Genomic DNA, 22,650 nt, shown 5'->3' on the forward strand with positions numbered 1-22,650 from the left:
AACGCCAGGGCCTCTATTGAGGCGGTAACGCCGGCAACGGGCTGGGTCCATCCAGCAGTTCACCGCCGACCATCACCTGGCTGCCGGTGAAATCAACACCGACGAGGATGGCCTGATCGAGCTTCAGCCCAGGGGTCAGGGCTTGAATCATCACAGCTCCGCTCAAATCGGCGCTGCTCAAGTTGGCTCTCGATAGATCCGCATTGCTCAGCCGGGTCTCCTGCAGCCGTGCACCCTCCAAGTTGGCGCCACTGAGGTCAGCCCCCTCCAAGTTGCTGCCCCTGAGGTCAGCCCCGCGCAGATCCGCTTCGCGCAGATCGATGCCGTTCAGCATCAATCCACTCAGGTCCGCCCCGCGCAGATCACAGCCTCGGCAGTCAGACCAAGCCGGAGCAACGAGCGCCGGCGCCGCCGGAAACGGCTCCACAGTCAAGGGAGCAGATCGCCCGGCGCCAGGACCGCCAATGAAAGCGAGCACTAGAGCGATCGATCCGCCCCTCAGCCAATCGCTCGCCATGGCCCCTACGCCGCTATCTCATTCATAGACAGTGGAGCAACTGTCCGCCACGAATCAGGCGGCTTGGAACTGACGCAGATAGGGCAGGCGCTGGGCCGTGGCCTTGAGTGCGTCGTCATTGGCCAGCAACTGGCCCGTGGCATCCCACTGGCCGCTCAGCAGCATCTGCTTGGGACCCGCCGCCAGCGTCAACGCCCACTGCTGGTCGCCGCACGAGAGCGTCAAGGACTCCACATCCACCACGAAGGCGGCCGTTGCATCGGCTTCAGCGACGGCCTGGATGGCCAGCATGGTGTCGTGGTCGGCTGAGAGGCAGGGGATCCCCAGCGCCAGGCAATTGCCGTAGAAAATCTCAGCGAAGCTCTCGCCGACCACGGCCCGAATACCCCAGCGCATCAGGGCCTGCGGGGCATGCTCGCGGCTGGAGCCACAGCCGAAATTGCGGTTCACCAGCAGCACGGAGGCCTCTTGATGCTCCGGGCGATCAAAGGGATGGGCACCGGCCAACTCAGCGCGGTCATCCGCGAAGGCCGCGGGCCCGAGGGCATCAAAGGTGACGCACTTGAGGAAACGGGCCGGAATGATCCGGTCGGTGTCGATGTCATCGCCGCGCACCACAACGCTGGTGCCAGAGACGCGGCCGATTGAACCGGAGGGGAAAGAAGTGGAGCTAGCCATCGGTTGAGAAGAAAAACGCGAGCAATCAGGCGTTGAGCAACGCGCGCACATCACTGACGCGGCCATGAATCGCTGCCGCGGCCACCATCGCTGGGCTCATCAGCAGGGTGCGGCCACTGGCAGAGCCCTGACGTCCCTTGAAGTTGCGGTTGCTGGAGCTGGCACTGATCTGCCGGCCTTCCAAACGATCAGGGTTCATGGCCAGACACATCGAGCAGCCCGGCTCGCGCCACTCAAAGCCCGCCGCTTCAAAGACCTTGTCGAGACCTTCAGCCTCAGCGGCGGCCGCCACCTGCTCGCTGCCGGGGACCACAAAGGCCTTGATCCCTTCTGCCACGTGGCGTCCCTTCGCCACCGCTGCCGCGGCCTGAAGATCGCTCAAGCGGCCATTGGTGCAGCTGCCGATGAAGCAGACATCCACCGGCAGACCGGCGATCCGGGCGCCGGGTTGCAAATCCATGTAGCGGTAGGCCTCTTCCGCCAGGGGCCGCTCATCGGGCTCGGTCTGCTCCAGGGTGGGCACGGCCTCGTCGACCCCGATCCCTTGGCCCGGGGTGATGCCCCAGGTGACCGTCGGAGCAATGGAGGCTGCGTCAAAGCGCACTTCATCGTCAAAGACCGCGTCGCTGCCGCTGGCCAAGCCACTCCACCAGCGCACCGCCTCAGCCCAGGCCTCACCGCTCGGAGCGAAAGGCCGGCCCTCGAGGTAGTCGAAGGTGACCTGATCGGGATTGACGTAACCGCAACGGGCGCCGCCCTCAATCGCCATGTTGCAGAGGGTCATGCGCTCCTCCATCGAGAGGGCCTCAATCGCCGGACCGGCGAATTCGTAGGCGTAACCCACCCCGCCCTTCACCCCCAGGGTGCGGATGACGTGCAACACCAGGTCCTTGGCGTAGACCCCCCGCTGGAGCTGACCGTCCACCCAGATTCGGCGGACCTTGAGCTTGCCCATCGCCAGGCTCTGGCTGGCCAGCACATCACGCACCTGACTGGTGCCAATGCCAAACGCAATCGCGCCGAAGGCACCGTGGGTGGAGGTGTGGGAGTCACCGCAGGCCACAGTCATGCCCGGCTGGGTCAAACCCAGCTCGGGGGCAATCACGTGCACGATCCCCTGGCGACCGCTGCCGATGCCGTGCAGGGTGATGCCGTGCTCGGCGCAGTTGGCCTCGAGCGTCGCCAACATTTCCTCCGCCAGGGGATCGGCAAAGGGGCGCGCCTGGGAGGTGGTCGGAACGATGTGATCCACCGTGGCGACCGTGCGCTCGGGGTGCCGCACCGATAGCCCTAAGTCCTTCAAGCCGGCAAAGGCCTGGGGGCTGGTGACCTCGTGGATCAGATGCAGGCCGATAAACAGCTGGGTGGCCCCACCCGGCAGTTGGGAGACCTGATGTAGATCCCAAACCTTGTCGTAGAGGGTGCCGGAGCTCACGCCGATGCCTGCAGCGGAATCGACGAGCCTACTCAGGCCAACTGCAGCCTCAATCGGTTGAGGGCCTCACCGGCGCTGAGGGTCTGAATCCAGGTCCGCCCGCGACTTGTACCGAAGCGCACCCCCTCGCTGCTGCAGCCATCCGGACCGGCGATCGCCAGATGCACCAAGCCCACGGGTTTCTCGTCGCTGCCACCACCGGGTCCAGCCACACCGGTAATCGCCAGCCCCCAATCAGCACCCGTTGCGCGCCGCGCTCCTTCCGCCATCGCCTGCGCGACCGGATCACTCACGGCACCGTGGGCCTGCAACAGCTCCGCCGGAACGCCCAACAGTCCCTGCTTCACGCCATTGGCATAGGCAATCACCCCACCCAGGAACACATCAGACGCCCCAGGAACAGCGGCCAAGGCCGCGCCCAATCCACCACCGGTGCAACTCTCGGCAACGGCGACCGTCTGCCCCCGCTGACGCAGCTGCTCCAGCACGACCTCAGCAAGGCTCTGCTCATCCACACCAAAACAGCTCTGCCCGGTGCGGCGGCGGATCTCGCGCTCCACGGGCAGAAGCAGGGCTTCAGCATCCGCCTGATGCTCGGCCCTGGCCGTGATGCGCAACTTGACCTCCCCGGCACCGGCATAGGGGGCCACGGTCGGGTTGGCCTGCTCAAGCAGATCCGCCATCTCTTCGGCCAAGGCTGATTCCGAGACCCCCCAGAACCGCAGCATCCGGCTGGCGAAGACCCCCGCGGCCAAGCCGGACTGACGCAGCCAGGGGGCCGCGGTCTGCTGCCACATCGCCTTCATCTCACTGGGAACCCCCGGGAAGGTCAGGACCGTGAAGCCTGGAACTGGGCTCCAGATCATTCCCGGGGCCGTTCCGGTGGGGTTCGGCAGCACGGCAGCACCCTCAGGCAAAAAGGCCTGGCGGCGGTTGCTCGGGGAGCAGATTCGGCCGCGAGCAGACAGGCGCGCCTGGATCTCGGCCCAGATCTCGGGATGCTCCACCAAGGGGGTCCCAAAAGCAGCGGCGATGGCCTCCGTTGTGAGGTCATCGGGGGTGGGACCCAGCCCCCCGGTGGTGATCAAGACGCGGCAGCGCCCAGCCGCCTGCCGCACCTCAGCCATTAAGCGCTCTCGGTTATCCCCCACCACCATCTGGCGTTGGTGGGGCACCCCAAGGGCCGCCAATTGCTCCGCAATCCAGCGGGCATTGCCGTTGGTGATGTTGCCCAGCAGCAATTCGCTGCCGACGCAGAGGACCTCAGCCGTCAACGCCCTGGTCCTGCTGGGCCCGCTCGCGGCTCAAGCTGCGGCGGCAGATCGTCACCGCCGCAATCAAGACCGCGGTGGCCAACGTCAACCAAAGGAAACGCAGTTCCGCCCCGGCAAAGACCAAAGCCAGAGCAGCCAGCCACTGGGTGAAGGCATAGATCAGCAGCACCGTGCGGCGGTGGCTGAAGCCTGCTCTGAGCAAGCGGTGATGCAGGTGGCGGCGATCGGGATAGAAGGGGGAGTGCCCCTCGCTCACCCGGCCCATGATCACGGCGGACATGTCCGCCAGCGGCAGGGCCAGGATCAAGAGGGGAAACAGCAGGCTGACGCTGGTCAAGCCCTTTGCCGGGCCAATGATGCTGATGGCGGCCAAGGCAAAGCCCAAGAAATAGGAGCCGCCATCGCCCATAAAAATCTTGGCTGGATTGAAGTTGTGGCGCAGAAAGCCAAGGCAACTGCCAGCCAATGCCGCCGCCAGCAGACCAGGGGCCGGCTGCGAGAGGCTGTAGCTCACCGAAAGCAAGGCAACCGCTGCAATGCCGCTGACACCGGCAGCCAAGCCATCCAAGCCATCGAGCCAGTTGATGGCGTTGGTGATCCCCACGAGCCAGATCACGGTGAACAGCAGGCTCAGCGGTTCAGACAGGGGAATGACCCCTGCACTGCCAGCGAAGGGCAGATCGATGGCACCAATACGGACGCCTTGGCTCCAGACGGCCATCGCCACCGCGACCTGCCCTCCGAGGCGGGGCAACGGGGGCAAGGCAAACAGGTCATCGGCCAGGCCAATGACGAAGTAGCAAAGGGAGCCGGCCAGGGTGGTCCAAATCAGGGCATCCCGCTGAGGCGGCAGCTCCACAAAGCCGCCTAGACGCCAGATCAAGAGCAGCCCGAGCACAAAGCCGGAAACGATCCCAACACCCCCCAGGCGCACCATCGGCGTGGTGTGCTGCTTTCTGGGGTCAGGCTGGTCAATCAGGCCCCAGCGCAGCCCGAGTTGCCGCACCAGAGGGACGATCAAGGCGGTCAGCAGTGCAGCGCTTCCGAAGGCCAGAACAGCGGCAAGATCCGGCCGGCTGGAAATCATCGAAGGCGGTGCTCAATGCAGTGCGCAGTAGCCCAAACAAAAGGCCCTGCCAGCCAAAGCTTAAGCAGGGCCTGGGAGTTCGGCGATAGGCAAGGCCCCCCTGAGGGGCCAGTCGCTCAAGCGGGCTGCAGCTCGCGCTGGTGGGCGTAGAGGGGGAAACGCTCACACAGCGCAGCGACGCGCTGGCGGCAACGCTCCTCAATCGCTGCGTCCTCAGGGTTGAGCAGGCGATCAGCAATCACATCGGCCACCTCACGGAAGGCCTCTTCATCGAAGCCGCGGGTGGTGCAAGCGGCGGTACCCAGCCGCAGACCGCTCGTCACAAAGGGGGACTGGGGATCAAAGGGAACCGTGTTCTTGTTCGCCGTGATGTGCACATCGCTCACGAGGAGGTCGGCGACCTTGCCGGTCATGCCGATGCCCCGCAGATCCAACAGCACGATGTGGTTGTCGGTGCCCGCACTCACCACGTCAATGCCGCGCTCTTTGATGCGAGCCGCCAGGGCTTGAGCGTTGGCAACCACCTGCTTGGCATAGGCCTTGAAGCTGGGCTGCAGGGCCTCACCAAAGGCCACTGCCTTGGCCGCGATCACGTGTTCCAGGGGACCGCCCTGGCTGCCGGGGAAGACGGCTTTATCGAACTGCTTGGCGAACTCCGCATCACGGCAAAGGATCAGGCCGCCGCGGGGACCACGCAGGGTCTTGTGGGTGGTGGTGGTGACCACATCACAGACGGGCACCGGGTTGGGGTGAACACCCGCAGCCACCAAGCCAGCGATGTGGGCCATGTCGGCCAGCAGGTAAGCGCCGACCTCATCGGCGATGGCTCGGAAGGCCTGGAAGTCGATCGTGCGGGGATAGGCGGAGTAGCCGCAGACGATCAGCTTGGGCTTGTGCTCGAGCGCCAGCTTGCGAATGGACTCGAAGTTGAGCTGCTGGGTGGTCTCATCGACGCCGTACTGGACGACGTTGAACCACTTGCCACTGACGTTGACCGGTGAACCGTGGGTCAGGTGACCGCCATGGCTCAGGTCCATCCCCATGATCGTGTCGCCGGGCTTCAACAGCGCCAGGAACACCGCGAAGTTGGCCTGAGCGCCGCTGTGGGGCTGGACATTCGCCCAGGCCGCACCAAAGAGCTCCTTGGCCCGCTCAATCGCCAGCTCTTCGATCGCATCGACGTGCTCGCAACCGCCGTAGTAGCGCTTCGAGGGCAGACCTTCGGCGTACTTATTCGTGAGAACGGAGCCCTGGGCTTCCATCACAGCCTGGGAGGCGAAGTTCTCCGAGGCGATCAGCTCCAGGTGGGTCTGCTGACGCTGCAGCTCCTTGCCAATCAGGGCAGCGATGGCGGGATCGCTGGCAGCCAAGGGGCGATTGGTGGCTGCTGCGGTGGACTCCGCCATGACAAATCAGGGCTCAGGTTGACCTGAATCGTAAGAAACCGCAGCACTGCACGCTGGCCGGTGCCTCGCCAATAAAAAAGTCGCCCCGAAGGACGACTCTTTGAAGGCGCGCCTGGAGAGATTCGAACTCCCGACCCTCTGATCCGTAGTCAGATGCTCTAATCCGCTGAGCTACAAGCGCCTGCGCTTGCCAGGACATTCTGCCCACATCGAGGGCCCACACGTCAACCGACCAGACTGGAGTCAACGAGGAGCCGCCCAGACATGCCGATCCGTTGGTATGGCCCTGCCAACCCTGAGGACCCCACCTACCGGCACTTCAACCGGATCGTGAATCTGGTGCTGCACGGCATGGTCTTTGCAGCCCTGAACAGCGGCCTCTGGTTTGTCCAGGAAATGCGGCACCCCTGGAGCCACCTCAACTGGCTCACCAGCGCCTGGGCCGTGCTGTTGATGGCCCACCTGATCAGCGTGGCCGCGCAACGTCCGAAGGCGTCATCCTGAGCGCAGCTCTGAGCTCGGCTGGCATGGCCCTCTCCCCTGGCGAGATCCGCGACCTGCAACTCGCGATTGCCGATCGCCTCTACATCCAAATCGGAGGCTGGCACCTCTACCTCGGAGACGCTGGCCTCGCCGAAACCCTGGCGATTGAATGCGCCGCCAGGCTCGATCAAGGCGCCGGTGTCTGCGCACGGCAGTCCCTCGAAGCCGTGCAAGTTCCGATTGGTGGCGGGAGCAGCAAGCTTCCCCTTGCCCGCCTGGTCCCGGCCGGACAACTGCAGGACCTGGAGGATCTGCTGGAGAACCACAGTTAGGGTTGCTCCCACCTGCCAGGGCCCAGTGCTGGTCATCGAGGTCACCAACGCTCGCGAGGTGGTGCGTCAGCGCATCGGTCGTCTGGGCAGCCGTTTGATCGGCAAAGTCGTCGATGCGGAGGCCCAGGTCGAGAAAGCCTTGATCCAAGAAATGGAAACGGCCTTTCGCGACTTCGGCATCGAAGCCCGGATCTACTCCGTCGATGGTCCAGCGATGGTGGGCAAAAGCCACCTGGAGCTGCCGATCCAAGTGCGCGAGGAGCGGGTCGTCGAGCTCTAACCCCGGCCGGGCAGACGCGCCCGCAGCTGACGGCCGATCTCTAGGGCCTCAGGCACCTTCGCGCCGCCTGCAATCAAGCCATAAACCAAGAGGCCCAGGCCACCGCTGAAGCTGCACTGCAGCACTAGGCCCAGAAGATCCTGGGGCCAAGCAATCGCCTGGGCCGTCGCCCAAGCGATCAAACCAGCCACCAGAGCGGCCGCCAGCAAGAGCACGCTGTCCCGTGCCCAGTTGGCGAGCGGCATCCCTGGAACGCGGCGCTGCAGGGCCAACAGCAGACCGAAGCAAGTGATCAGATTCACGCCAACCGTGGCGAGCACCAGCCCAGGCGCGCCGAAGTTCAACGCGGGCAGCTGCAGCCCCCAGGGCGTCGGACCACCCACCAGGACCCAATCGAACAGGGCATTCAGGGCGATCCCCGCCATCGAGAAGCGAAACGGGGTCGTGCCATCTCCGAGGGCATAAAAAACACGCACCAGCACGTCACGCCCCAGATAGGCCGGCATCCCGACGCCGTAGGCCATCAGCAAACCGCCCACCAGGGCCGCCGCTCCAGCGTTGAAGGCGCCGCGCTCGTAGACCAAAGCGACGATGGGTCCCGCCAAAGCCACCATCAGCGCCCCCAGCGGCAGCATCGAGGCATTGGAGAGCATCAAGCCCTGGCGAATCCTTGCGATCAGCTCCGGGCGATCCCCAGGGGCTGTGAGCCGGGCAAAGACCGGCAGCAGCGGCACCAGCAGCGCATTGGAGAGCAGACCCAAAGGGGTCTGCACCAGAAGGTTGGCGTAGCCCAAACCTGCCGCCGCACCGACGATCCCTGAGGCAAAGAAGAGATCGGTGAAGACGTTGATCTGCAACATCCCCGACGAGAGCGTGGCGGGGCCCATCACCTGCAGCACCTCCTGAACGCCAGGGTGCTTCCAATCCCAGACCAGCTGGAATTTGTGCAGCCCCTGCTTGGCCAGGGCCGGCAGCTGAATCAACCACTGAAAGATGGCCCCCAGAAGGGTCGTTCCCGCCAGGACCGCACCGCCCAGGAAGGCGTACTGGGGAAGCGCAATGTCGGAACCCAGGTGCAACCACAGAATCCCCAGGCCGGCGATCACTGCCACGCTGGAGAGCAGGGGACTGACCGAGGGCAGCCAGAACTCATCGGCGGCGTTCAGGGCCCCAAAGCCCAGCCCAATCAAGCCGGCGAACAGCGCCATCGGCGCCATCCAGCGCAGCTCCAGCACCGCGATCGCATGGCGCTCGGCATCCAGCCCCGGACCCACCAGGTCGATGAGCGGATCAGCAGCCACAAACAACAGCAGGGTGACGCCAATCAGCGCCGCACCGACCAGGGTGTTGATGGCGGCGAGGACATGGGCACCTTCTTCGCGGGGACGACGGGCCAGGGCGCTGACCATGGCGCTGTGGAACGGGCCGTTAATCCCTCCGAGCAGGATCAACAGAAAGCCCGGGAGCACATAGGCGTAGTTGTAGGCGTCGTAGGCCGCCCCCACGCCAAAGGCAGCGGCGATGGCCTGCTGGCGCACCAGGCCAGCCAATTTGCTGAGGGCCGTTGCGACCGCCACGATTAGGGCGATTCGCCGCAGTGAGCGGTTGGATTGGCTCATCGAGGCGCCGCAGGGCCCAAACTCGGGCGATTCTTGCCGCTCTGCATGCCAGCTGCCACTTCCCTGCCAGTCCTGGCACTGGAGGACCTGCATGAGGGGGTCCTGCTCAAGCGCTACAAGCGCTTTCTCGCGGATGTACAGCTGAGCAGCGGCGAGGTCGTCACGGCCCACTGCGCCAACACCGGACCGATGACCGGCGTGCTGCACGTCGGCGGGCGCGTCAGGCTGCGCTACGCCCCATCACCGACCCGCAAGCTCGCCTGGACCTGGGAGCAGGCCGAGGTGCCCGGTGCCGATGGCCAGCCGGTCTGGGTCGGGATCAATACGGCCCTGCCCAACCGACTGGTGCGCGCCACGATCGAGACCGGTTGCCTCGAGCCTTGGCTCGGTCCGATCGAGAGCATCCGTGCGGAGGTGGCCTATGGCCTCAATCGCCGGAGCCGCATTGACCTGCTGCTCACCCCAGCCGAGGGTGCGAAGGACCCGCGGCCGATCTACCTCGAGGTCAAAAACACCACCTGGTGCGACGGCGATCTCGCGCTCTTCCCAGACACCGTCACCGAACGGGGGCAGAAACACCTGCAGGAGCTGATGGGGGTCCTCCCGGAGGCCCGGGCGGTGCTCGTGCCCTGCCTGAGCCGCTCCGACCTCGGGCGCTTCGCCCCCGGCGATCAAGCCGACCCGCGCTACGGCGAACTCTTCCGCGAAGCCCTGGAGGCTGGCGTGGAAGTCCTGCCCTGCCGCTACAGCTTCAGTGCAACGCGCATCGACTGGCTTGGGGTGGCCAGCGTCCAAGCCCAGAGCGAGGGCTCATAGAGTTAGGGACCTCGAGCCAGCCGCTGTGGATACCCGCGCGTTTAAGCGATCGCTGCATCACTCCGATCGCTACAACCGCCGCGGCTTTGGTCTGGGGGAAGAGGTGGCCGGCAGCCTTGAGCAGGCTTACCAAAGCAATCTGATCGCCAGCATCCGTGAAAACGGATACGAGCTCAAACATGGCCGACTTCAGGTGAAGTTGGCCGAAGCCTTCGGTTTCTGCTGGGGGGTCGAGCGGGCCGTGGCCATGGCCTACGAAACCCGCAAGCACTATCCGACTGAGCGGATCTGGATCACGAACGAGATCATTCACAACCCCTCGGTGAACGATCACCTGCGGGAGATGGACGTGCTGTTCATCGACGTTGAGAACGGAGTCAAAGACTTCTCCAAGGTCGCCAGTGGCGATGTGGTGATCCTTCCCGCCTTTGGCGCCACCGTCCAGGAGATGCAACTGCTCAACGAGCGGGGCTGCCACATCGTCGACACCACCTGCCCCTGGGTCTCCAAGGTGTGGAACACCGTGGAGAAGCACAAGAAGCACGACATCACCTCGATCATTCACGGCAAGGTGAAGCACGAGGAGACCCTCGCCACCAGCTCCTTTGCCGGCACCTACCTGGTGGTGCTCGATCTGGCCGAAGCGCAGCTGGTCTGCGATTACATCCTCGCCAGCAGCGGTGGAGCAAATCCCAGCGCAGAGCAGCGTCAGGCGTTTATGGAGCGCTTCTCCAATGCCTGCTCACCGGGCTTTGATCCCGACCGGGATCTCGCTCGCGTCGGCGTGGCGAACCAGACCACCATGCTCAAGAGCGAAACCGAAGAAATCGGTCGCTTGTTCGAGCGCACGATGCTCAAGCGCTTTGGTCCCGCTGAGCTCAACGACCACTTCCTGGCCTTCAACACCATCTGCGATGCCACCCAAGAGCGGCAGGACGCGATGTTTGCTCTGGTGGATGAGCCCCTCGATCTGATGGTGGTCATTGGCGGCTACAACTCCTCCAACACCACCCACCTGCAGGAGATCGCCATCACGCGCGGGATTCGCTCGTTCCACATCGACACCCCTGAGCGCATTGGCCCCAGCAACCGGATTGAACACAAGCCCCTGGGGGCCGAGCTGGAGGTGGTCGAGCCCTTCCTCCCCAGCGGTCCGCTGCGGGTGGGCATCACCTCCGGCGCTTCCACTCCCGATCGCGTTGTGGAGGATGTGATTAGCCGTTTGATGGCCTTAGCCGACGCCTAGTCGAGCTGTCACAGACGCTGCAGAGCCGGGCCCCGAGCGCGCTTTACATTGATTCATCTGACCCACAACCAGGCCCTCCAACAGAGCCTTCTGCGTTGATCTCATCGGTGACCACACCTGGACCTGAGGTCGACGCCAGCGACCTGCCCCTGCGGCGCAGCGAGGACACACGGGTCCGCTGCTACAGCAGCCAATTCGCTGATGTGATGGAGATGCGGGCCCCCGCCAAAACCGTGGCGGCCTACCTCGATCGCCACGAAGGTTGGTTCCGCCGTTGCGCGGCCCCCATGGAGGTCAACAGCCTGGGGCAAAACGGCTATCGGCTCACCCTCGGCCGCTTCGGCAACTTTGGCTTCGAAGTGGAACCGACGATTGGCCTGGAACTCCTGCCTCAAAGCCAAGGCGTCTATCGGATTTGCACCGTGCCGCCTGAGCAGTTCCAACCGGGCCTGCGGGACCTCTACGACGTGGAGTTCAATGCGGCCCTCCGTCTGGAAGAGCAAAACGCCGAGATCCCCCAGACCGATGTGCGCTGGGAGCTGGACCTCAGCGTCTGGATCAAGCTCCCGGCGGTGATTGGTCTCCTGCCCGAAAGCCTGGTGCAGAGCAGCGGGGATCATCTACTGCGTCAGATCGTGCGCCAAATCTCTAGGCGCCTGACCTGGAAGGTCCAAGAGGACTTCCACGCCACCCATGGGCTGGACTGCCCGCCAAGACGGCGGGCCCAGTTCTGATCAAGCGGGGCGGTTTTCCCAGATCTTGTTGAGGATCTGCATCCCGCTCACGGCTTGCCAGAGGAACAAGGTGAAGACCCCCATGTTCAGCATCACGTGCAGCTTGCGGGCGATCAGATTGCCCTGCTGCATCAGCGGGGACAGGGCAGCCGCCATCGCGAGTCCGCAGGTCATGGCGATGCCCACCAGCAGGTGAGGGCCGACGAACAGCTTGCCGTTGTTCAAGTAGGTGACGGCCATGCCGCCAAAGGTGCCCAGCACCATCACCGCCAAGACGGCGCTGCCATAGAGGTAATGGCGTTTCGCGAACTGCCCCTTGATCAGGGTCTTACGCGCTTCGGCATCAGCGGTACGCGTTTTCTTGGCCTTGATGCCAAGGAACATCGCGTAGCCGCTCAGGGCCAGCAGGCCCCACATGGCCAGCGGGTGCAGGAAGTTGAGATTGAAGGCGAGAGCTTCCGGCATGGAGCGCTGGCGTGGTGGACGGACCGCGCGACGCTAGATCAGTGCAGGAAATGGCGGCGGCCCGTGGTGACCATCGCCAGGCCCAACTCGTCGCAGGCGGCAATCGAGTCCGCGTCGCGGACGCTGCCCCCGGGCTGAATCACGGCCGTGATGCCGTACTGGGCCGCCAAGCGAACGGTGTCATCGAAGGGGAAGAAGCCATCGCTGGCCAGCACGGCTCCACGGGCCTTGTCCCCAGCGGTCTCCAGGGCAATCTTGGCCGAACCCACGCGGTTCATCTGCCCGGCGCCGATGCCAAGGCTTTGACCGCCGCGGGCCACGGTGATGGCGTTGGAGCGCACGTGACGCACCAAGCGCCAACAGAAGGCCAAATCCGCCAGTTCTTGGGGGCTGGGCTGACGCTTGCTCACCACCTGCCAAGCGGTCTCGTCGACGGGCTGATCGTCCAGGTCCTGCACTAGCAGTCCACCCAGGACGCTGCGGAGCTGTTGCCGGCTGGCCCGCTCAATCGCCTCCGGTGCCAGCTCGAGCAAACGCAAATTGGCCTTCGCCGAGAGCAGCTCGCGGGCTTCCGGATCAAAGGAGGGCGCAACCACGCACTCCAGGAACAGGCTGGTCAAATGCCCTGCGGTGGCGCCATCGACGGGACCATTGATCGCAACAATGCCGCCAAAGGCCGAGAGGCGATCCGCATCCAGTGCCCGCTCAATCGCATTGGCGCTGCCTGTCCCAGTGGCCACGCCGCAGGGATTGGTGTGCTTGACCACGACCGCCGCAGGCTTGAAGGCGTTGCCCCCCGCAGGCTGTCCGCCGTAGCCGAACTCACGCACCGTGGCGAGGGCAGCCTCGAGATCGAGGATGTTGTTGTAGCTGAGCTCCTTGCCCTGGAGCTGCTCGCCCGCACCCAGGCCAGCCCCAGGCTGGGCGTACCAGGTGGCGCTTTGGTGGGGATTTTCGCCGTAGCGCAGGCTTTGGCGCGCGGGCAACTCCAGGCTGAACGTGCCGGCGCTCTGCGATGCCAGCTGCGCACTCAGCCACTGGCTGATGGCGGTGTCGTACTCAGCGGTGTGGCTGAAGGCTTCCAGGGCCAGCTGACGCCGCAGCTCAGGGCTAATCGCTCCAGCGGCCAGGGCCTTCAGAAAGGCGGGATATTGCGCCGGACTGGTCAGGACCGCCACGTCCGCATGGTTCTTGGCGGCTGCGCGCACCATCGCTGGCCCGCCGATGTCGATGTTCTCAATCGCCGCGTCCCAGCTGACATCGGGCCGAGCAATCGTCTCGCGGAAGGGATAGAGATTGACCACGACCACATCGATCGGGGCAATGCCCTGGTCAACCAGATCACTCTGGTGGGAGGAGTCCGAGCGCTTGGCCAGGATTCCGCCGTGAATCCGGGGGTGCAGGGTTTTCACGCGTCCCCCAAGGATCTCGGGGGCACCGGTGTGCTCAGCGACCTTGGTCACCGGAACCCCAGCGGCCGACAACGCCGCTGCCGTACCGCCGCTTGAAATCAGCTGATAACCAGCCGCCAACAGCCCCTGGGCCAAGGGCACCAGCCCTTCCTTATTGGACACGCTGAGCAGGGCCGTGGGCGCCATGGCGATGCAGAGGTCGGCAGAAGGTCCAACCTACGCAGGAGCAGCTCCCGGATCCGCCCATGACCAGCCATCCCGACCAGCTCCAACTCGGGCCTGAGAACGCGCAACAGCGACTCGTTCTGCTGCACGGCTGGGGAGCCGATGCCGATGACCTCCTGGATCTCGGGGAACTGCTCGTCAACCCAGAGACCAGTGTTGTCGCCCTGCGGGCGCCAGAGCCCCACCCCTACGGGAGCGGACGGCAGTGGTACGACCTGCAGCCCATCGATTGGGATGCCCTGCCCGCAGCACGCTCCAAGCTCCGTGCCCGGCTTCTCGCCCTCGCTGAGAGCGTCCCCCTGGAGCGGACCGTGCTGCTGGGGTTCTCCCAGGGCGCAGCCATGGCCCTTGATGTCGGCACAGCACTGCCCTTAGCCGGCATTGCCGCCTGCAGCGGCTACCCCCATCAAGGCTGGCAAGCGCCGTCTGCCTGCCCCCCCGTGCTCCTGACCCATGGCCGCCAGGATCCGGTGGTGCCGTTCATGGCCAGCGAAGAACTGCTGCAGCAACTCCAAGCCAGCGGACAGTCAGCGCAATTGCTGGCCTTTGACGGCGGCCATGGCATCGATGAATCGCTCTTCCCTGAGCTCAAACGCTTCATCACTGAGCGGATCGCGCCCAGCCAAGGCCTGCCTCAGTGAGCAACAAAAAAGCCGGCCCCATCGGGAGGCCGGCTGATGCCCTTCTGAAAGCAGAGTCTGAGAATCAGACGAAGGCGTATTCGTACTCTTCCATTTCTTCCCAGTCGTCGGCGGCCATCGCCTCGAGACCAGCAAAGAGGTTGTCTTCGCCAATGCGATCGACGATCTCACGCAGGGAAGGGAAGAGGAAGTGGTTCTCCTCGGCGTATTGGGCACTAAACAGACCTTTTTCGCCCCAGAAGAAGCGGTCCGTGGTGTGCTCGTTACGACGCACGTTCACCAGAGCGGGAGGAACGATCCCTGACTCGGCGATGTAGCGACGGGCAGCCGTCACAGGCTTGTATTCACCGGTCTCGATGTTGTGAACACCGACATGGGCCAGGACTCGCTGGCCAGCAAGCCGGCGGCGGCTGATGCGCTTGCGCTTTTTGGACATGGTTCAGGAACCCCGAAGGGCGGAGGGGACGAAGAGACGAAGGCAAGAGACCTTCAACAACGCCCAAACGTCTGACAGCCCAAACTGACAGCAAAGCGAGCGTTGGCGTTCAACCAGCAAAGAGACGTGTCTCTCCTGCTGTAACCTCGATGCAACAAAGTTGCAAGCAAAGGCAGAAGCCATCGCCGTGCTGCCTGCGTCAGGCCGCTCGGTATTGGTCGATACCCAAAATCTTAAGACTTTTTCTCGGATTTGAACCAAGTCTCCGAAAAAAGTTCCGTTTAAGGCCGTGGACCACCACCAGAACGCCGCCTAGATGCAAGTCTCCAAGCGGTTTCTCGCGCTGCTGAAACAGCAACTTGCCCAATTCGCAGATCGTCCTGATCTGCGGTCATTGGTGGTGTACGTGGCCCTCCCCAGCGCCAGTGGAGAACCCTCCCTGCTCTCGATTGGCGGCTGGCCCAAGCAAGTCTTGGCCCTCGAAAGCGATGCCAGTAGGCCATCGCCAGACGAGCGCAGTACGCGCCGTTGGCTCGCCCTGCGAGATGGGCCGCTCCTGCTTGGAGCCCTGCGAATCGACACCGACTGCTGGCCCTGGCCCACGCCCCTGAGTGATCGGCTGGAAGCAACAGCGCTCTGCCTCACCGAAGCGCTCAAGCTCGATCTGGAGCAACAACGACTCGGCCGTCAACTGGCCCTTCGGGACGACCAGCTCAAGCTGCTGGTCCATCAACTGCGCAATCCCCTGGCGGCCCTGCGCACCTTTGGACAACTGCTCAGGCGTCGACTCGATGGCGATAGCGCCAATCAAGCGTTGGTGGACAACCTGCTGAGCGAGCAGCACCAGATCAATCGCTATCTCGAAGCGATCGATCAACTCACCCAAACTCCGCTGCTGCCCCCCGCCCAAGACGGCCTGCAACCGCTGCTGCTGCCGCCAGCCTTCAGCAGTGAGGACCTGCACTCCCTCAACCAAGTGCTGGAGCCCTTGCTGGAGCGCGCCGCTGGAACCGCCGCCCTGCAAGGCCGGCGCTGGGTGCCGCCTGGAGAGCTTCCGACGCAAGCGTGCAATGCCGCGGCCGTCTCCGAAATCGTGGCCAACCTGCTGGAGAACGCCTTCCGCTACAGCCGCCCTGGTGGCGGGGTCGGCCTGGTTTGCCAGGAGCAGGGCGATCAGCTCGTCCTGGCGGTTTGGGACGAAGGGCCCGAAATCCCCAGCGCCGAACGGGAGCAGATCTTCCGCAAAGGGGAACGGGGCAGCACCGGCCTTGCCCTCGACGGCAGCGGTCTGGGGCTGGCGCTCGGCCGGGACCTCGCGGAACGCATCGGCGGTGCACTGGAGCTACGGGTGCCGCCCTCCGGTCTCGATCCCAAACTGCCCAGCGCTGGCAATGCCTTCCAACTCAGCCTGCCGAAACGGCCAACAGCAACAGGATCCAACTAAGGCTCCACTCCACGCAGGCGCCGTAGCTGTCGCCGCTGTGACCGCCCAAGCGCCGGCCCAACACCCAAGGAATCAGCATGGCCGGCAGCACACCGAGCCAGCCCAACCCGGCCCATGGACTGAGCCCGAGTCCCAGCAGCAGGCCGCTGAGGGCAAAAGCCAACAGCAACGAGGGCACCAATTCAGCCAGCAGACCCTTCCAATGGCGCAGGTGAAACGCCGCCGTGCCCTCGCTCTGGCGCAGATAGGGAAACCACTGCATCGCAAACAGCGGTGAAACCCGCGCCCAAACCGAAGCCCAGACCAGGGCGAAAGGCGCCAGGGGGCCAAGCCAGGCCAACGCCGCAGCGCGCAGCAAGAGAGCCACCAACAGTGCCTGGACCCCGCTCGCCCCAACCCTGCTGTCGTCCATGGCCTCCAGACGGCGTTCAGCAGGGGCGGCCAGGCCATCGGCCGTATCCATCAGCCCATCGAGATGCAGCCCGCCGCTCAGGCTGATGCCCAGGGCCAAGACCAGGGGGATCTGCACCAGCGGACCCGCGGGCGCGAGCAGCTGCCACAGCGCTGCCTCCAACAGCCCAATCGCCAGACCCACCCAAGGGGCAAAGCGGGCAATGCGCTCAAAGCGCGGCGTGACCCCGGGCGGCAGCGGAAGGACGCTGTAAAAAATCCAGGCTCCAGCCCAATCCCTGAGCATGCAGGCGGCCAGCAACGATGGGGCTAGATGATCCTGCCGCCTCGATGAGCTTCCACTTCGAGATCACGGCCCGCTGCACGCGCACCGCCGCCCGTTGCGGCTGCTTTCACACCCCCCATGGCGTCGTCACCACCCCGCGCTTCATGCCCGTGGGGACGCTGGCCACGGTGAAGGGCGTCACGCCGGCGCAACTCAAAGCGACCGGGGCGGAGATGGTGCTCTCCAACACCTTCCACCTGCACCTGCAACCCGGTGAGCAGATCGTGGCGGATGGCGGCGGCTTGCACCGCTTCATGGCCTGGGACGGGCCAATGCTCACCGACTCCGGCGGCTTTCAGGTCTTCAGCCTGGGAGACATCAACACCATCAACGACCGCGGCGTGGTCTTTCGCTCCCCCCGCGATGGGGCCCGGATCGATCTCACCCCAGAGCGATCCATGGCGATCCAAATGGCCCTGGGGGCCGATGTGGCAATGGCCTTTGACCAGTGCCCGCCCTATCCCGCCACGGAAAGCGAGGTGGAGACCGCCTGCCGCCGCACCCATGCCTGGCTGGAGCGCTGCATCACGAGCCACACCAAGGACGATCAGGCCCTGTTCGGGATCGTGCAGGGGGGCTGCTTCCCGCACCTGCGCGAAGAATCGGCACGCGTCATCAGCGCCATGGGACTGCCAGGAATCGCCGTCGGTGGTGTGAGCGTGGGCGAGCCCGCCGAAGAAATGCACCGGATCGTGCGCCAGGTCGGCCCCTTACTGCCCGATGACAAGCCCCACTACCTGATGGGCGTTGGCACCCTCCCTGAAATGGCCATCGCCGTGGCCAACGGCTTCGATCTCTTTGATTGCGTGCTGCCCACCCGCCTGGGACGCCACGGCGCGGCCCTGGTGGGCGGCGAGCGCTGGAACTTGAAAAACGCCCGCTTCCGCCATGACCACAGCCCACTGGATCCCAGCTGCAGCTGCCCGGCCTGCACGGTCCACAGCCGCGCCTACCTCCACCACCTGATCAAAACGGATGAACTGCTCGGGAAGATCCTGCTCAGCCTGCACAACATCACCCAACTGGTGCGCTTCAGCACAGCGATGGGACAGGCCATCCGTGACGGCTGTTTTTCAGAGGATTTCGCTCCGTGGGAACCAGCCTCTCCGGCCGCCCACACGTGGTAGCTTCCGTCCCTAGCCAACGACGAAACCAGGATGGCCGCCTACGCCCTGCAGACCCTGGCCCAGCTGCCCGAGGCCTACCAAGCCTTCGGTCCTCTGATTGACATCCTGCCGATCATTCCCCTGTTCTTCCTGCTGCTGGCCTTTGTCTGGCAAGCCTCCGTCGGCTTCCGCTGATTCCCGGCTGAGCAGTTGAGAGAAACAAAAAAGCGGTGGGGGCCCTTGTGGTCTCCACCGCTTTTTGCTGGCCATCCGGGACTAGCCCCGGCGCAAGACGGCCCAGGCAAATTCCGGCAACGCCAACATCCGGCGCCAACGGCTGGGCTCTTGAACGAGGCGATACAGCCATTCGATCTGCAGACGGCACATCCACTGGGGAGCGCGCTGTTTCGCGCCCGACCAGACGTCAAAACTGCCGCCCACTCCCATCCAGAGGCCCGGCTGACCAGCATGCATGCGCTGGATCCAGGTCTCTTGGCGCGGCACACCCAAAGCCGCCAGCACCAGATCCGGCCTGGCCTCGCGGAGTTGCTGCTCAATGCCGGGCCACTGCTCCGGGCTTTGATAGCCGTGGACGCTGAACTGCAGGTTCAGGCCAGGAATCTCTTTTTTCAGCCGGGCCGAGACCAGCGCCATCACCTCGGGACTGGCCCCCACCAAAGCCACACGCCAGCTGCGGGACGCCGCCTCGACCAGGAGCTGACGGGCGAGCTCAATGCCTGGACTGCGGCGCACCCGGTAACCCTGGCGCTTGAGGGCCCAGACCACACCGGCACCATCAGGAATCACCAGATCCGCCGCCGCGATCGCCCCACCTAGGGCGGGATCGGCCAGGGCCGACATCGTCATCTCGGCGTTCAAGGTGACGATCTGACCGCCCCCCCGTTGCTTCAAGGCCAGGGCGGCCTCGAGCACATCGGCGGCCACGGCCACCTGCACACCCAAGACCTGGGCGGTCTCCCAGGCGGGCTGATCAAACGCATTGGGGCTGGCGGGAGTCGCCATTGATGCCGTCGTGGATAGGCCGCACGGGAGAATCTATGGCTGGCCTTCAGGCAGTGCTCGCCCATGACCCTCAGCAGCGCCCCGGTTGCGAACAGCGCCGCACCGCTGCAGCTGAGTGCCGCTGAGGCTTGGCAGCGCCTGCAAGAACTGGACCGGCAGATCGATCAGGTGGTGCTGCAGCGCCAACATCCGATCACTGGCCTGCTCCCCGCCAGCACCGCCAACAACGTCCACGGCAACTACGGCGATGCCTGGGTGCGGGACTGCGTCTACTCGATCCAATGCGTCTGGGGCCTCGCCCTGGCCCATCGGCGCCTCAGTGGCGCCACCGCCCGCGTCTACGAGCTGGAGCAGCGGGTGCTGCAACTGATGCGGGGTCTACTCAACGCGATGCTGCGCCAGGCCCACAAGGTCGAGCGCTTCAAGCAGACCCTCTCCCCGCTCGATTGCCTGCACGCCAAATACGACACCGGTAGTGGCGACCCGGTGGTCCCCGATGACGGCTGGGGGCACCTGCAGCTCGATGCCACGGCCCTGTTCCTGCTGCAGCTCGCCCAGCTGACCCGTTCGGGACTGGTGGTGGTGCAAACCAGCCACGAACGGGACTTCCTGCAAAACCTCGTCTATTACGTGGCTCGCGCCTACCGGGTGCGCGATTACGGCATCTGGGAGCGCGGGGACAAGGGCAACCACGGCCTACCCGAGCGCAACGCCAGCTCCATTGGTCTGGTTAAGGCTGCCCTCGAGGCCCTGGAAGGCCTGGATCTCTATGGCCCCCACGGCAATGGTCAGTGCCACCTGCACATTCCCCACGACGCCATCGTGCGGCTGCGGCGCGCCCTCAGCGGCCTGTTGCCCAGGGAATCAGCCAGCAAAGAAGTCGATGCGGCCTGCCTCTCGGTGATTGGCTACCCGGCCTGGGCCGTGGAAGACAGCGCCCTTGTGGAGCGCACGCGCGACAAGATCCGCACCGAACTGGGCGGGCCCTACGGCTACAAGCGCTTCCGCCGGGACGGCCACCAGACCGTCGTCGAGGACCACAACCGACTGCACTACGAACGGGAGGAACTGGCCCAGTTCGAGCACATCGAATGCGAATGGCCCCTGTTCCTGGCCTATGAGCTGATCACGGCCTGCTGCGAAGAACGCTGGAGTGAGGCCTGGAGCTGGCGGGAGCGGCTGCGCAAGGTTGCCGTCGACGTGGACGGCATCGAGCTGCTGCCGGAGGTCTATCTGGTGCCCAAAGCCAGCATCGAGGCTGAGCGCAAGCAACCGGGAAGCCAGGAGCGCATTGCCAACGACAACGTTCCCCTGCTCTGGACGCAAAGCCTGACCTGGCTCAGCGACCTGATGCTGCTGGGCCTACTGGAGCCGCAGCAACTGGACCCCAGCGAACGGCGCCGCAGCCGCAGCCTGGGGGCGCCTCAGGTCCTGGTGAGTTTCGTGCCCGCCCGCGAGCACATCGCAGCGGCCCTGGAGCAGGCGGGACTGGCCGTCAGCCGCCCCGGGCCCAGCAACATCGCCAGCTCCAAAGAGCTCGGCCGGCGGATGGCCCAGGTGGGCGCCAATGCGCGACTGGGCCTGAGCGGTCATCCGCGGCTGCGCATGGAGACCATGGCCACCGCCCGGCTCTACCGCCAAGACGGCCAAACCCTGGCCTTTTTGCCAGCGGTGCTGGAGGAGGACACCTTCTATCTCTCCGATGACCCCGAGCAACTGGTGGATGCGGTCACCAACGAAATCAGTCAGTTGCAACGCCACTGGCGCGGCAGCGGGCTACCGCTGCTGCTGATCCCTGTCGAAGAAGGTCCCTTCCAGCGCAGCCCTGACACCTTCCTGCGGCTTGGGGAGACCCTGCGGAGCGGCGTGCTGGGTGGAACCGCGGTGCAACTCGGCAGCTTGGACGACCTGGCCAACCAAGCCTGCTGGGCGGAACTGCCCCATGCGCAACCGGAGGCTGCCGTCAGCGCTGCGGAGCCCATCCAAGGACTGCAGAGCAGCGGCCTGGACAAACCGCTGACCGCCGAACAAGAGCAAGAGCTGGAGGAATCCAGCCTGGATGCGCTGCTGGAGCGGCTCTGGCAAAGCGCCTCCCTACAGGAGCAAGCCGAGTTGCTTGAGCTCTTGGTCCGCCGGCTCGGCCTCTCGGCCGTCCTGACCGGACCCAAGGGCAATGCAACACCCAAGGCCCTGTTGGAGGAGGCCTACCGCCGCGCCCTCAAGGATGGGGACTGGAACGTGGTGCGGCGCTGCGCTGGAGTCCTGGGTTTGGTTCATCCCCAGCTTGAAGATGCCCTCACCGATCTCTTGGTGCGCCAGAAACAGGTCGTGGTGGGGCGCAACTACACCAACGACTCCCTGATCACCCAGCCCCTCAGCAGCAAGGCGATTGCAGCCATGATCCGCCTCTACAGCGGCGAGGACAGCCGCGAATGGGTGCTGCAGCAGGAACTCCTGCTCGCCCTCGATGGTCTGGCCCGACGTGATCCCGCCTTACTCAGCGGCAGCCTGACCCTGCAGCTGGGACAACTGCTGCTGCTGCTCACCAGTGAAGTGGCCGGGGAGCAGAACCTCTCACCGAGTGAAGCCTTCGAGGCCCTCTGCGACACGCCGCCCCACGCCATCGGACGGCGGCTCAAGCAGGTGCTCAGCGATGTGGAGCACGCCAAGGCCGCCCTGCAACGCAAGGAGCAACTGCACCTCAGTGGCCGGGTGAGCTGGGAGGCTCCTGAACCCTTGGAGGAGCTCGAAAAGGGCGAAAACTGGCTGAAACACCGGGAGCGCATGGGTGCGCTGCAGAACGTGCCCCGGGACTTCCACCCCGGAATCTGGAGCCTGCTGCACCACTGCCGCGGCCTGGTCATCGGCGACAAGCTCGAGCGCCGCAACCGGCTCGAGAGCGCACCGCTGCTCAAGGAGAAGACCCCCGGCGAGCGCAACTTCGCGGTTCACGTCGAGCACCTGCTCAGCAAGATTGAGGCGCCCGAATACCGCCGCCTCTGCATCGAGACCCTGGTCACCCTGATTGCCTTCGTCGATGCCAACCCGGAGGTCAGCGTCGCTGACGACCTGGTGCTGGATGTGGTGATTGGCCACGCGGTCCGCGTCGGCTGGCAGCAGCGCCATCCGGAGATCGATCCCGCGGAGTACGGCAGCCACAAAGGCGATGCCTGGGATGCCTTCTATCGCGCCTCACCAGCTGACTGCCGCCGCTGGCAGCTGCTGGCGCTGAAAGAACTGGCGGAGATGGCCTGA

General features: G+C 64.9%; 23 protein-coding genes and 1 tRNA gene. 11 read left to right on the forward strand and 13 right to left on the reverse strand.

Annotated elements, in window-relative coordinates:
- Positions 1–13: 13 nt before the first annotated feature.
- The 7 genes from QZ186_RS07990 to QZ186_RS08020 form a co-directional block, all read right to left on the reverse strand.
- Complete coding sequence (locus tag QZ186_RS07990) at positions 14–517, reverse strand: pentapeptide repeat-containing protein (protein ID WP_296416379.1); 504 nt, start codon at positions 515–517, stop codon at positions 14–16.
- Positions 518–571: 54 nt separating this feature from the next.
- Positions 572–1,195: a 3-isopropylmalate dehydratase small subunit gene (locus QZ186_RS07995; protein ID WP_296416381.1), complete on the reverse strand. Its 624-nt coding sequence runs from the start codon at positions 1,193–1,195 to the stop codon at positions 572–574.
- A 25-nt stretch (positions 1,196–1,220) separates the two neighbouring features.
- Positions 1,221–2,630 carry a 3-isopropylmalate dehydratase large subunit gene (gene leuC, locus QZ186_RS08000; protein WP_296416382.1) on the reverse strand — a complete coding sequence of 470 codons (1,410 nt, stop codon included), beginning with the start codon at positions 2,628–2,630 and terminating at the stop codon, positions 1,221–1,223.
- A gap of 32 nt (positions 2,631–2,662) precedes the next feature.
- Positions 2,663–3,904: a competence/damage-inducible protein A gene (locus tag QZ186_RS08005; RefSeq protein ID WP_296416383.1), complete on the reverse strand. Its 1,242-nt coding sequence runs from the start codon at positions 3,902–3,904 to the stop codon at positions 2,663–2,665.
- Complete coding sequence (locus tag QZ186_RS08010; RefSeq protein WP_296416384.1) at positions 3,894–4,991, reverse strand: glycosyltransferase family 4 protein; 1,098 nt, start codon at positions 4,989–4,991, stop codon at positions 3,894–3,896. The genes QZ186_RS08005 and QZ186_RS08010 overlap by 11 nt, the downstream gene beginning before the upstream one ends.
- 116 nt (positions 4,992–5,107) lie before the next feature.
- Positions 5,108–6,397, reverse strand: a complete 1,290-nt coding sequence (gene glyA, locus QZ186_RS08015; protein WP_247476331.1) for a serine hydroxymethyltransferase — start codon at positions 6,395–6,397, stop codon at positions 5,108–5,110.
- A 107-nt stretch (positions 6,398–6,504) separates the two neighbouring features.
- Positions 6,505–6,578 (reverse strand) — tRNA-Arg (locus QZ186_RS08020).
- Between the two features lie 83 nt (positions 6,579–6,661).
- On the opposite strand from QZ186_RS08020, the gene QZ186_RS08025 reads away from it, so the two are divergent.
- Genes QZ186_RS08025 through QZ186_RS08035 form a run of 3 tightly spaced genes read left to right on the forward strand, consistent with a single transcriptional unit; the run spans position 6,662 to position 7,492 of the window.
- On the forward strand, positions 6,662–6,901 hold the full coding sequence (locus tag QZ186_RS08025) for a hypothetical protein (RefSeq protein WP_247476332.1): 240 nt from the start codon (positions 6,662–6,664) through the stop codon (positions 6,899–6,901).
- A 23-nt stretch (positions 6,902–6,924) separates the two neighbouring features.
- On the forward strand, positions 6,925–7,212 hold the full coding sequence (locus QZ186_RS08030) for a DUF3181 family protein (RefSeq protein ID WP_010314479.1): 288 nt from the start codon (positions 6,925–6,927) through the stop codon (positions 7,210–7,212).
- 25 nt (positions 7,213–7,237) lie between these two features.
- Complete coding sequence (locus QZ186_RS08035; RefSeq protein ID WP_010314477.1) at positions 7,238–7,492, forward strand: hypothetical protein; 255 nt, start codon at positions 7,238–7,240, stop codon at positions 7,490–7,492.
- Here the strand turns inward: QZ186_RS08035 and murJ are convergent.
- On the reverse strand, positions 7,489–9,111 hold the full coding sequence (murJ, locus tag QZ186_RS08040; protein WP_296416386.1) for a murein biosynthesis integral membrane protein MurJ: 1,623 nt from the start codon (positions 9,109–9,111) through the stop codon (positions 7,489–7,491). The genes QZ186_RS08035 and murJ overlap by 4 nt on opposite strands.
- 45 nt (positions 9,112–9,156) lie before the next feature.
- Here murJ and sfsA point away from each other — a divergent pair, with 45 nt between their 5' ends.
- The 3 genes from sfsA (at position 9,157) to QZ186_RS08055 (ending at position 11,907) form a co-directional block, all read left to right on the forward strand.
- Positions 9,157–9,927, forward strand: coding sequence for a DNA/RNA nuclease SfsA (gene sfsA / locus QZ186_RS08045; RefSeq protein ID WP_296416388.1), 771 nt, complete (start codon positions 9,157–9,159; stop codon positions 9,925–9,927).
- Positions 9,928–9,952: 25 nt separating this feature from the next.
- Positions 9,953–11,173, forward strand: coding sequence for a 4-hydroxy-3-methylbut-2-enyl diphosphate reductase (locus tag QZ186_RS08050; RefSeq protein WP_247476336.1), 1,221 nt, complete (start codon positions 9,953–9,955; stop codon positions 11,171–11,173).
- Between the two features lie 95 nt (positions 11,174–11,268).
- On the forward strand, positions 11,269–11,907 hold the full coding sequence (locus tag QZ186_RS08055; protein ID WP_296416389.1) for a DUF1997 domain-containing protein: 639 nt from the start codon (positions 11,269–11,271) through the stop codon (positions 11,905–11,907).
- Here the strand turns inward: QZ186_RS08055 and QZ186_RS08060 are convergent, their stop codons facing one another.
- Together QZ186_RS08060 and purH are read right to left on the reverse strand one after the other, a co-directional pair.
- Positions 11,908–12,372 (reverse strand): DUF4079 domain-containing protein, encoded by a 465-nt coding sequence (locus tag QZ186_RS08060; RefSeq protein ID WP_010314472.1) that lies wholly within the window; start codon positions 12,370–12,372, stop codon positions 11,908–11,910. It abuts the gene before it with no gap.
- Between the two features lie 38 nt (positions 12,373–12,410).
- Positions 12,411–13,970 carry a bifunctional phosphoribosylaminoimidazolecarboxamide formyltransferase/IMP cyclohydrolase gene (purH, locus tag QZ186_RS08065; RefSeq protein WP_296416390.1) on the reverse strand — a complete coding sequence of 520 codons (1,560 nt, stop codon included), beginning with the start codon at positions 13,968–13,970 and terminating at the stop codon, positions 12,411–12,413.
- A 59-nt stretch (positions 13,971–14,029) separates the two neighbouring features.
- Here purH and QZ186_RS08070 point away from each other — a divergent pair, with 59 nt between their 5' ends.
- The gene (locus tag QZ186_RS08070) at positions 14,030–14,650 is read left to right on the forward strand and encodes a dienelactone hydrolase family protein (RefSeq protein WP_296416391.1); all 621 of its coding nucleotides are present in this window, start codon (positions 14,030–14,032) and stop codon (positions 14,648–14,650) included.
- A 64-nt stretch (positions 14,651–14,714) separates the two neighbouring features.
- On the opposite strand, the gene QZ186_RS08075 is transcribed toward QZ186_RS08070, so the two are convergent.
- A complete protein-coding gene (locus QZ186_RS08075) occupies positions 14,715–15,086 on the reverse strand; it encodes a DUF3155 domain-containing protein (protein ID WP_010314468.1) in 372 nt (123 codons plus the stop codon).
- 406 nt (positions 15,087–15,492) lie between these two features.
- Here QZ186_RS08075 and QZ186_RS08080 point away from each other — a divergent pair, with 406 nt between their 5' ends.
- Complete coding sequence (locus tag QZ186_RS08080; protein ID WP_296416392.1) at positions 15,493–16,530, forward strand: sensor histidine kinase KdpD; 1,038 nt, start codon at positions 15,493–15,495, stop codon at positions 16,528–16,530.
- On the opposite strand, the gene QZ186_RS08085 is transcribed toward QZ186_RS08080, so the two are convergent.
- Positions 16,490–17,227 carry an adenosylcobinamide-GDP ribazoletransferase gene (locus QZ186_RS08085; RefSeq protein ID WP_296416393.1) on the reverse strand — a complete coding sequence of 246 codons (738 nt, stop codon included), beginning with the start codon at positions 17,225–17,227 and terminating at the stop codon, positions 16,490–16,492. The genes QZ186_RS08080 and QZ186_RS08085 overlap by 41 nt on opposite strands.
- Before the next feature lie 44 nt (positions 17,228–17,271).
- Here QZ186_RS08085 and tgt point away from each other — a divergent pair, with 44 nt between their 5' ends.
- Together tgt and QZ186_RS08095 are read left to right on the forward strand one after the other, a co-directional pair.
- Positions 17,272–18,393, forward strand: coding sequence for a tRNA guanosine(34) transglycosylase Tgt (gene tgt / locus QZ186_RS08090; protein ID WP_043705370.1), 1,122 nt, complete (start codon positions 17,272–17,274; stop codon positions 18,391–18,393).
- 30 nt (positions 18,394–18,423) lie between these two features.
- The gene (locus tag QZ186_RS08095) at positions 18,424–18,567 is read left to right on the forward strand and encodes a photosystem II reaction center protein K (protein ID WP_010314460.1); all 144 of its coding nucleotides are present in this window, start codon (positions 18,424–18,426) and stop codon (positions 18,565–18,567) included.
- A gap of 81 nt (positions 18,568–18,648) precedes the next feature.
- Here QZ186_RS08095 and QZ186_RS08100 read toward each other — a convergent pair whose 3' ends face one another.
- Positions 18,649–19,395, reverse strand: a complete 747-nt coding sequence (locus QZ186_RS08100; RefSeq protein ID WP_296416394.1) for a WecB/TagA/CpsF family glycosyltransferase — start codon at positions 19,393–19,395, stop codon at positions 18,649–18,651.
- A gap of 63 nt (positions 19,396–19,458) precedes the next feature.
- Between QZ186_RS08100 and QZ186_RS08105 the strand changes: the two genes are divergently transcribed.
- Complete coding sequence (locus QZ186_RS08105; protein ID WP_296416395.1) at positions 19,459–22,650, forward strand: glycoside hydrolase family 15 protein; 3,192 nt, start codon at positions 19,459–19,461, stop codon at positions 22,648–22,650.

Origin of the sequence: Vulcanococcus sp. DEBay_Sum29NL08_54, from assembly GCF_017859255.1 — a bacterium.
In the GTDB taxonomy this organism is placed as follows: domain Bacteria; phylum Cyanobacteriota; class Cyanobacteriia; order PCC-6307; family Cyanobiaceae; genus Vulcanococcus.

What these genes read in the sequence shown, in the direction of transcription:
- QZ186_RS07990 (WP_296416379.1), bottom strand. Translation starts at nt 517, where the DNA reads ATGGCGAGCGATTGGCTGAGGGGCGGATCGATCGCTCTAGTGCTCGCT.
- QZ186_RS07995 (WP_296416381.1), bottom strand. Translation starts at nt 1,195, where the DNA reads ATGGCTAGCTCCACTTCTTTCCCCTCCGGTTCAATCGGCCGCGTCTCT.
- QZ186_RS08010 (WP_296416384.1), bottom strand. Translation starts at nt 4,991, where the DNA reads ATGATTTCCAGCCGGCCGGATCTTGCCGCTGTTCTGGCCTTCGGAAGC.
- glyA (WP_247476331.1), bottom strand. Translation starts at nt 6,397, where the DNA reads ATGGCGGAGTCCACCGCAGCAGCCACCAATCGCCCCTTGGCTGCCAGC.
- QZ186_RS08025 (WP_247476332.1), top strand. Translation starts at nt 6,662, where the DNA reads ATGCCGATCCGTTGGTATGGCCCTGCCAACCCTGAGGACCCCACCTAC.
- QZ186_RS08030 (WP_010314479.1), top strand. Translation starts at nt 6,925, where the DNA reads ATGGCCCTCTCCCCTGGCGAGATCCGCGACCTGCAACTCGCGATTGCC.
- murJ (WP_296416386.1), bottom strand. Translation starts at nt 9,111, where the DNA reads ATGAGCCAATCCAACCGCTCACTGCGGCGAATCGCCCTAATCGTGGCG.
- sfsA (WP_296416388.1), top strand. Translation starts at nt 9,157, where the DNA reads ATGCCAGCTGCCACTTCCCTGCCAGTCCTGGCACTGGAGGACCTGCAT.
- QZ186_RS08060 (WP_010314472.1), bottom strand. Translation starts at nt 12,372, where the DNA reads ATGCCGGAAGCTCTCGCCTTCAATCTCAACTTCCTGCACCCGCTGGCC.
- purH (WP_296416390.1), bottom strand. Translation starts at nt 13,970, where the DNA reads ATGGCGCCCACGGCCCTGCTCAGCGTGTCCAATAAGGAAGGGCTGGTG.
- QZ186_RS08070 (WP_296416391.1), top strand. Translation starts at nt 14,030, where the DNA reads ATGACCAGCCATCCCGACCAGCTCCAACTCGGGCCTGAGAACGCGCAA.
- QZ186_RS08075 (WP_010314468.1), bottom strand. Translation starts at nt 15,086, where the DNA reads ATGTCCAAAAAGCGCAAGCGCATCAGCCGCCGCCGGCTTGCTGGCCAG.
- QZ186_RS08085 (WP_296416393.1), bottom strand. Translation starts at nt 17,227, where the DNA reads ATGCTCAGGGATTGGGCTGGAGCCTGGATTTTTTACAGCGTCCTTCCG.
- tgt (WP_043705370.1), top strand. Translation starts at nt 17,272, where the DNA reads ATGAGCTTCCACTTCGAGATCACGGCCCGCTGCACGCGCACCGCCGCC.
- QZ186_RS08095 (WP_010314460.1), top strand. Translation starts at nt 18,424, where the DNA reads ATGGCCGCCTACGCCCTGCAGACCCTGGCCCAGCTGCCCGAGGCCTAC.
- QZ186_RS08100 (WP_296416394.1), bottom strand. Translation starts at nt 19,395, where the DNA reads ATGGCGACTCCCGCCAGCCCCAATGCGTTTGATCAGCCCGCCTGGGAG.
- QZ186_RS08105 (WP_296416395.1), top strand. Translation starts at nt 19,459, where the DNA reads ATGACCCTCAGCAGCGCCCCGGTTGCGAACAGCGCCGCACCGCTGCAG.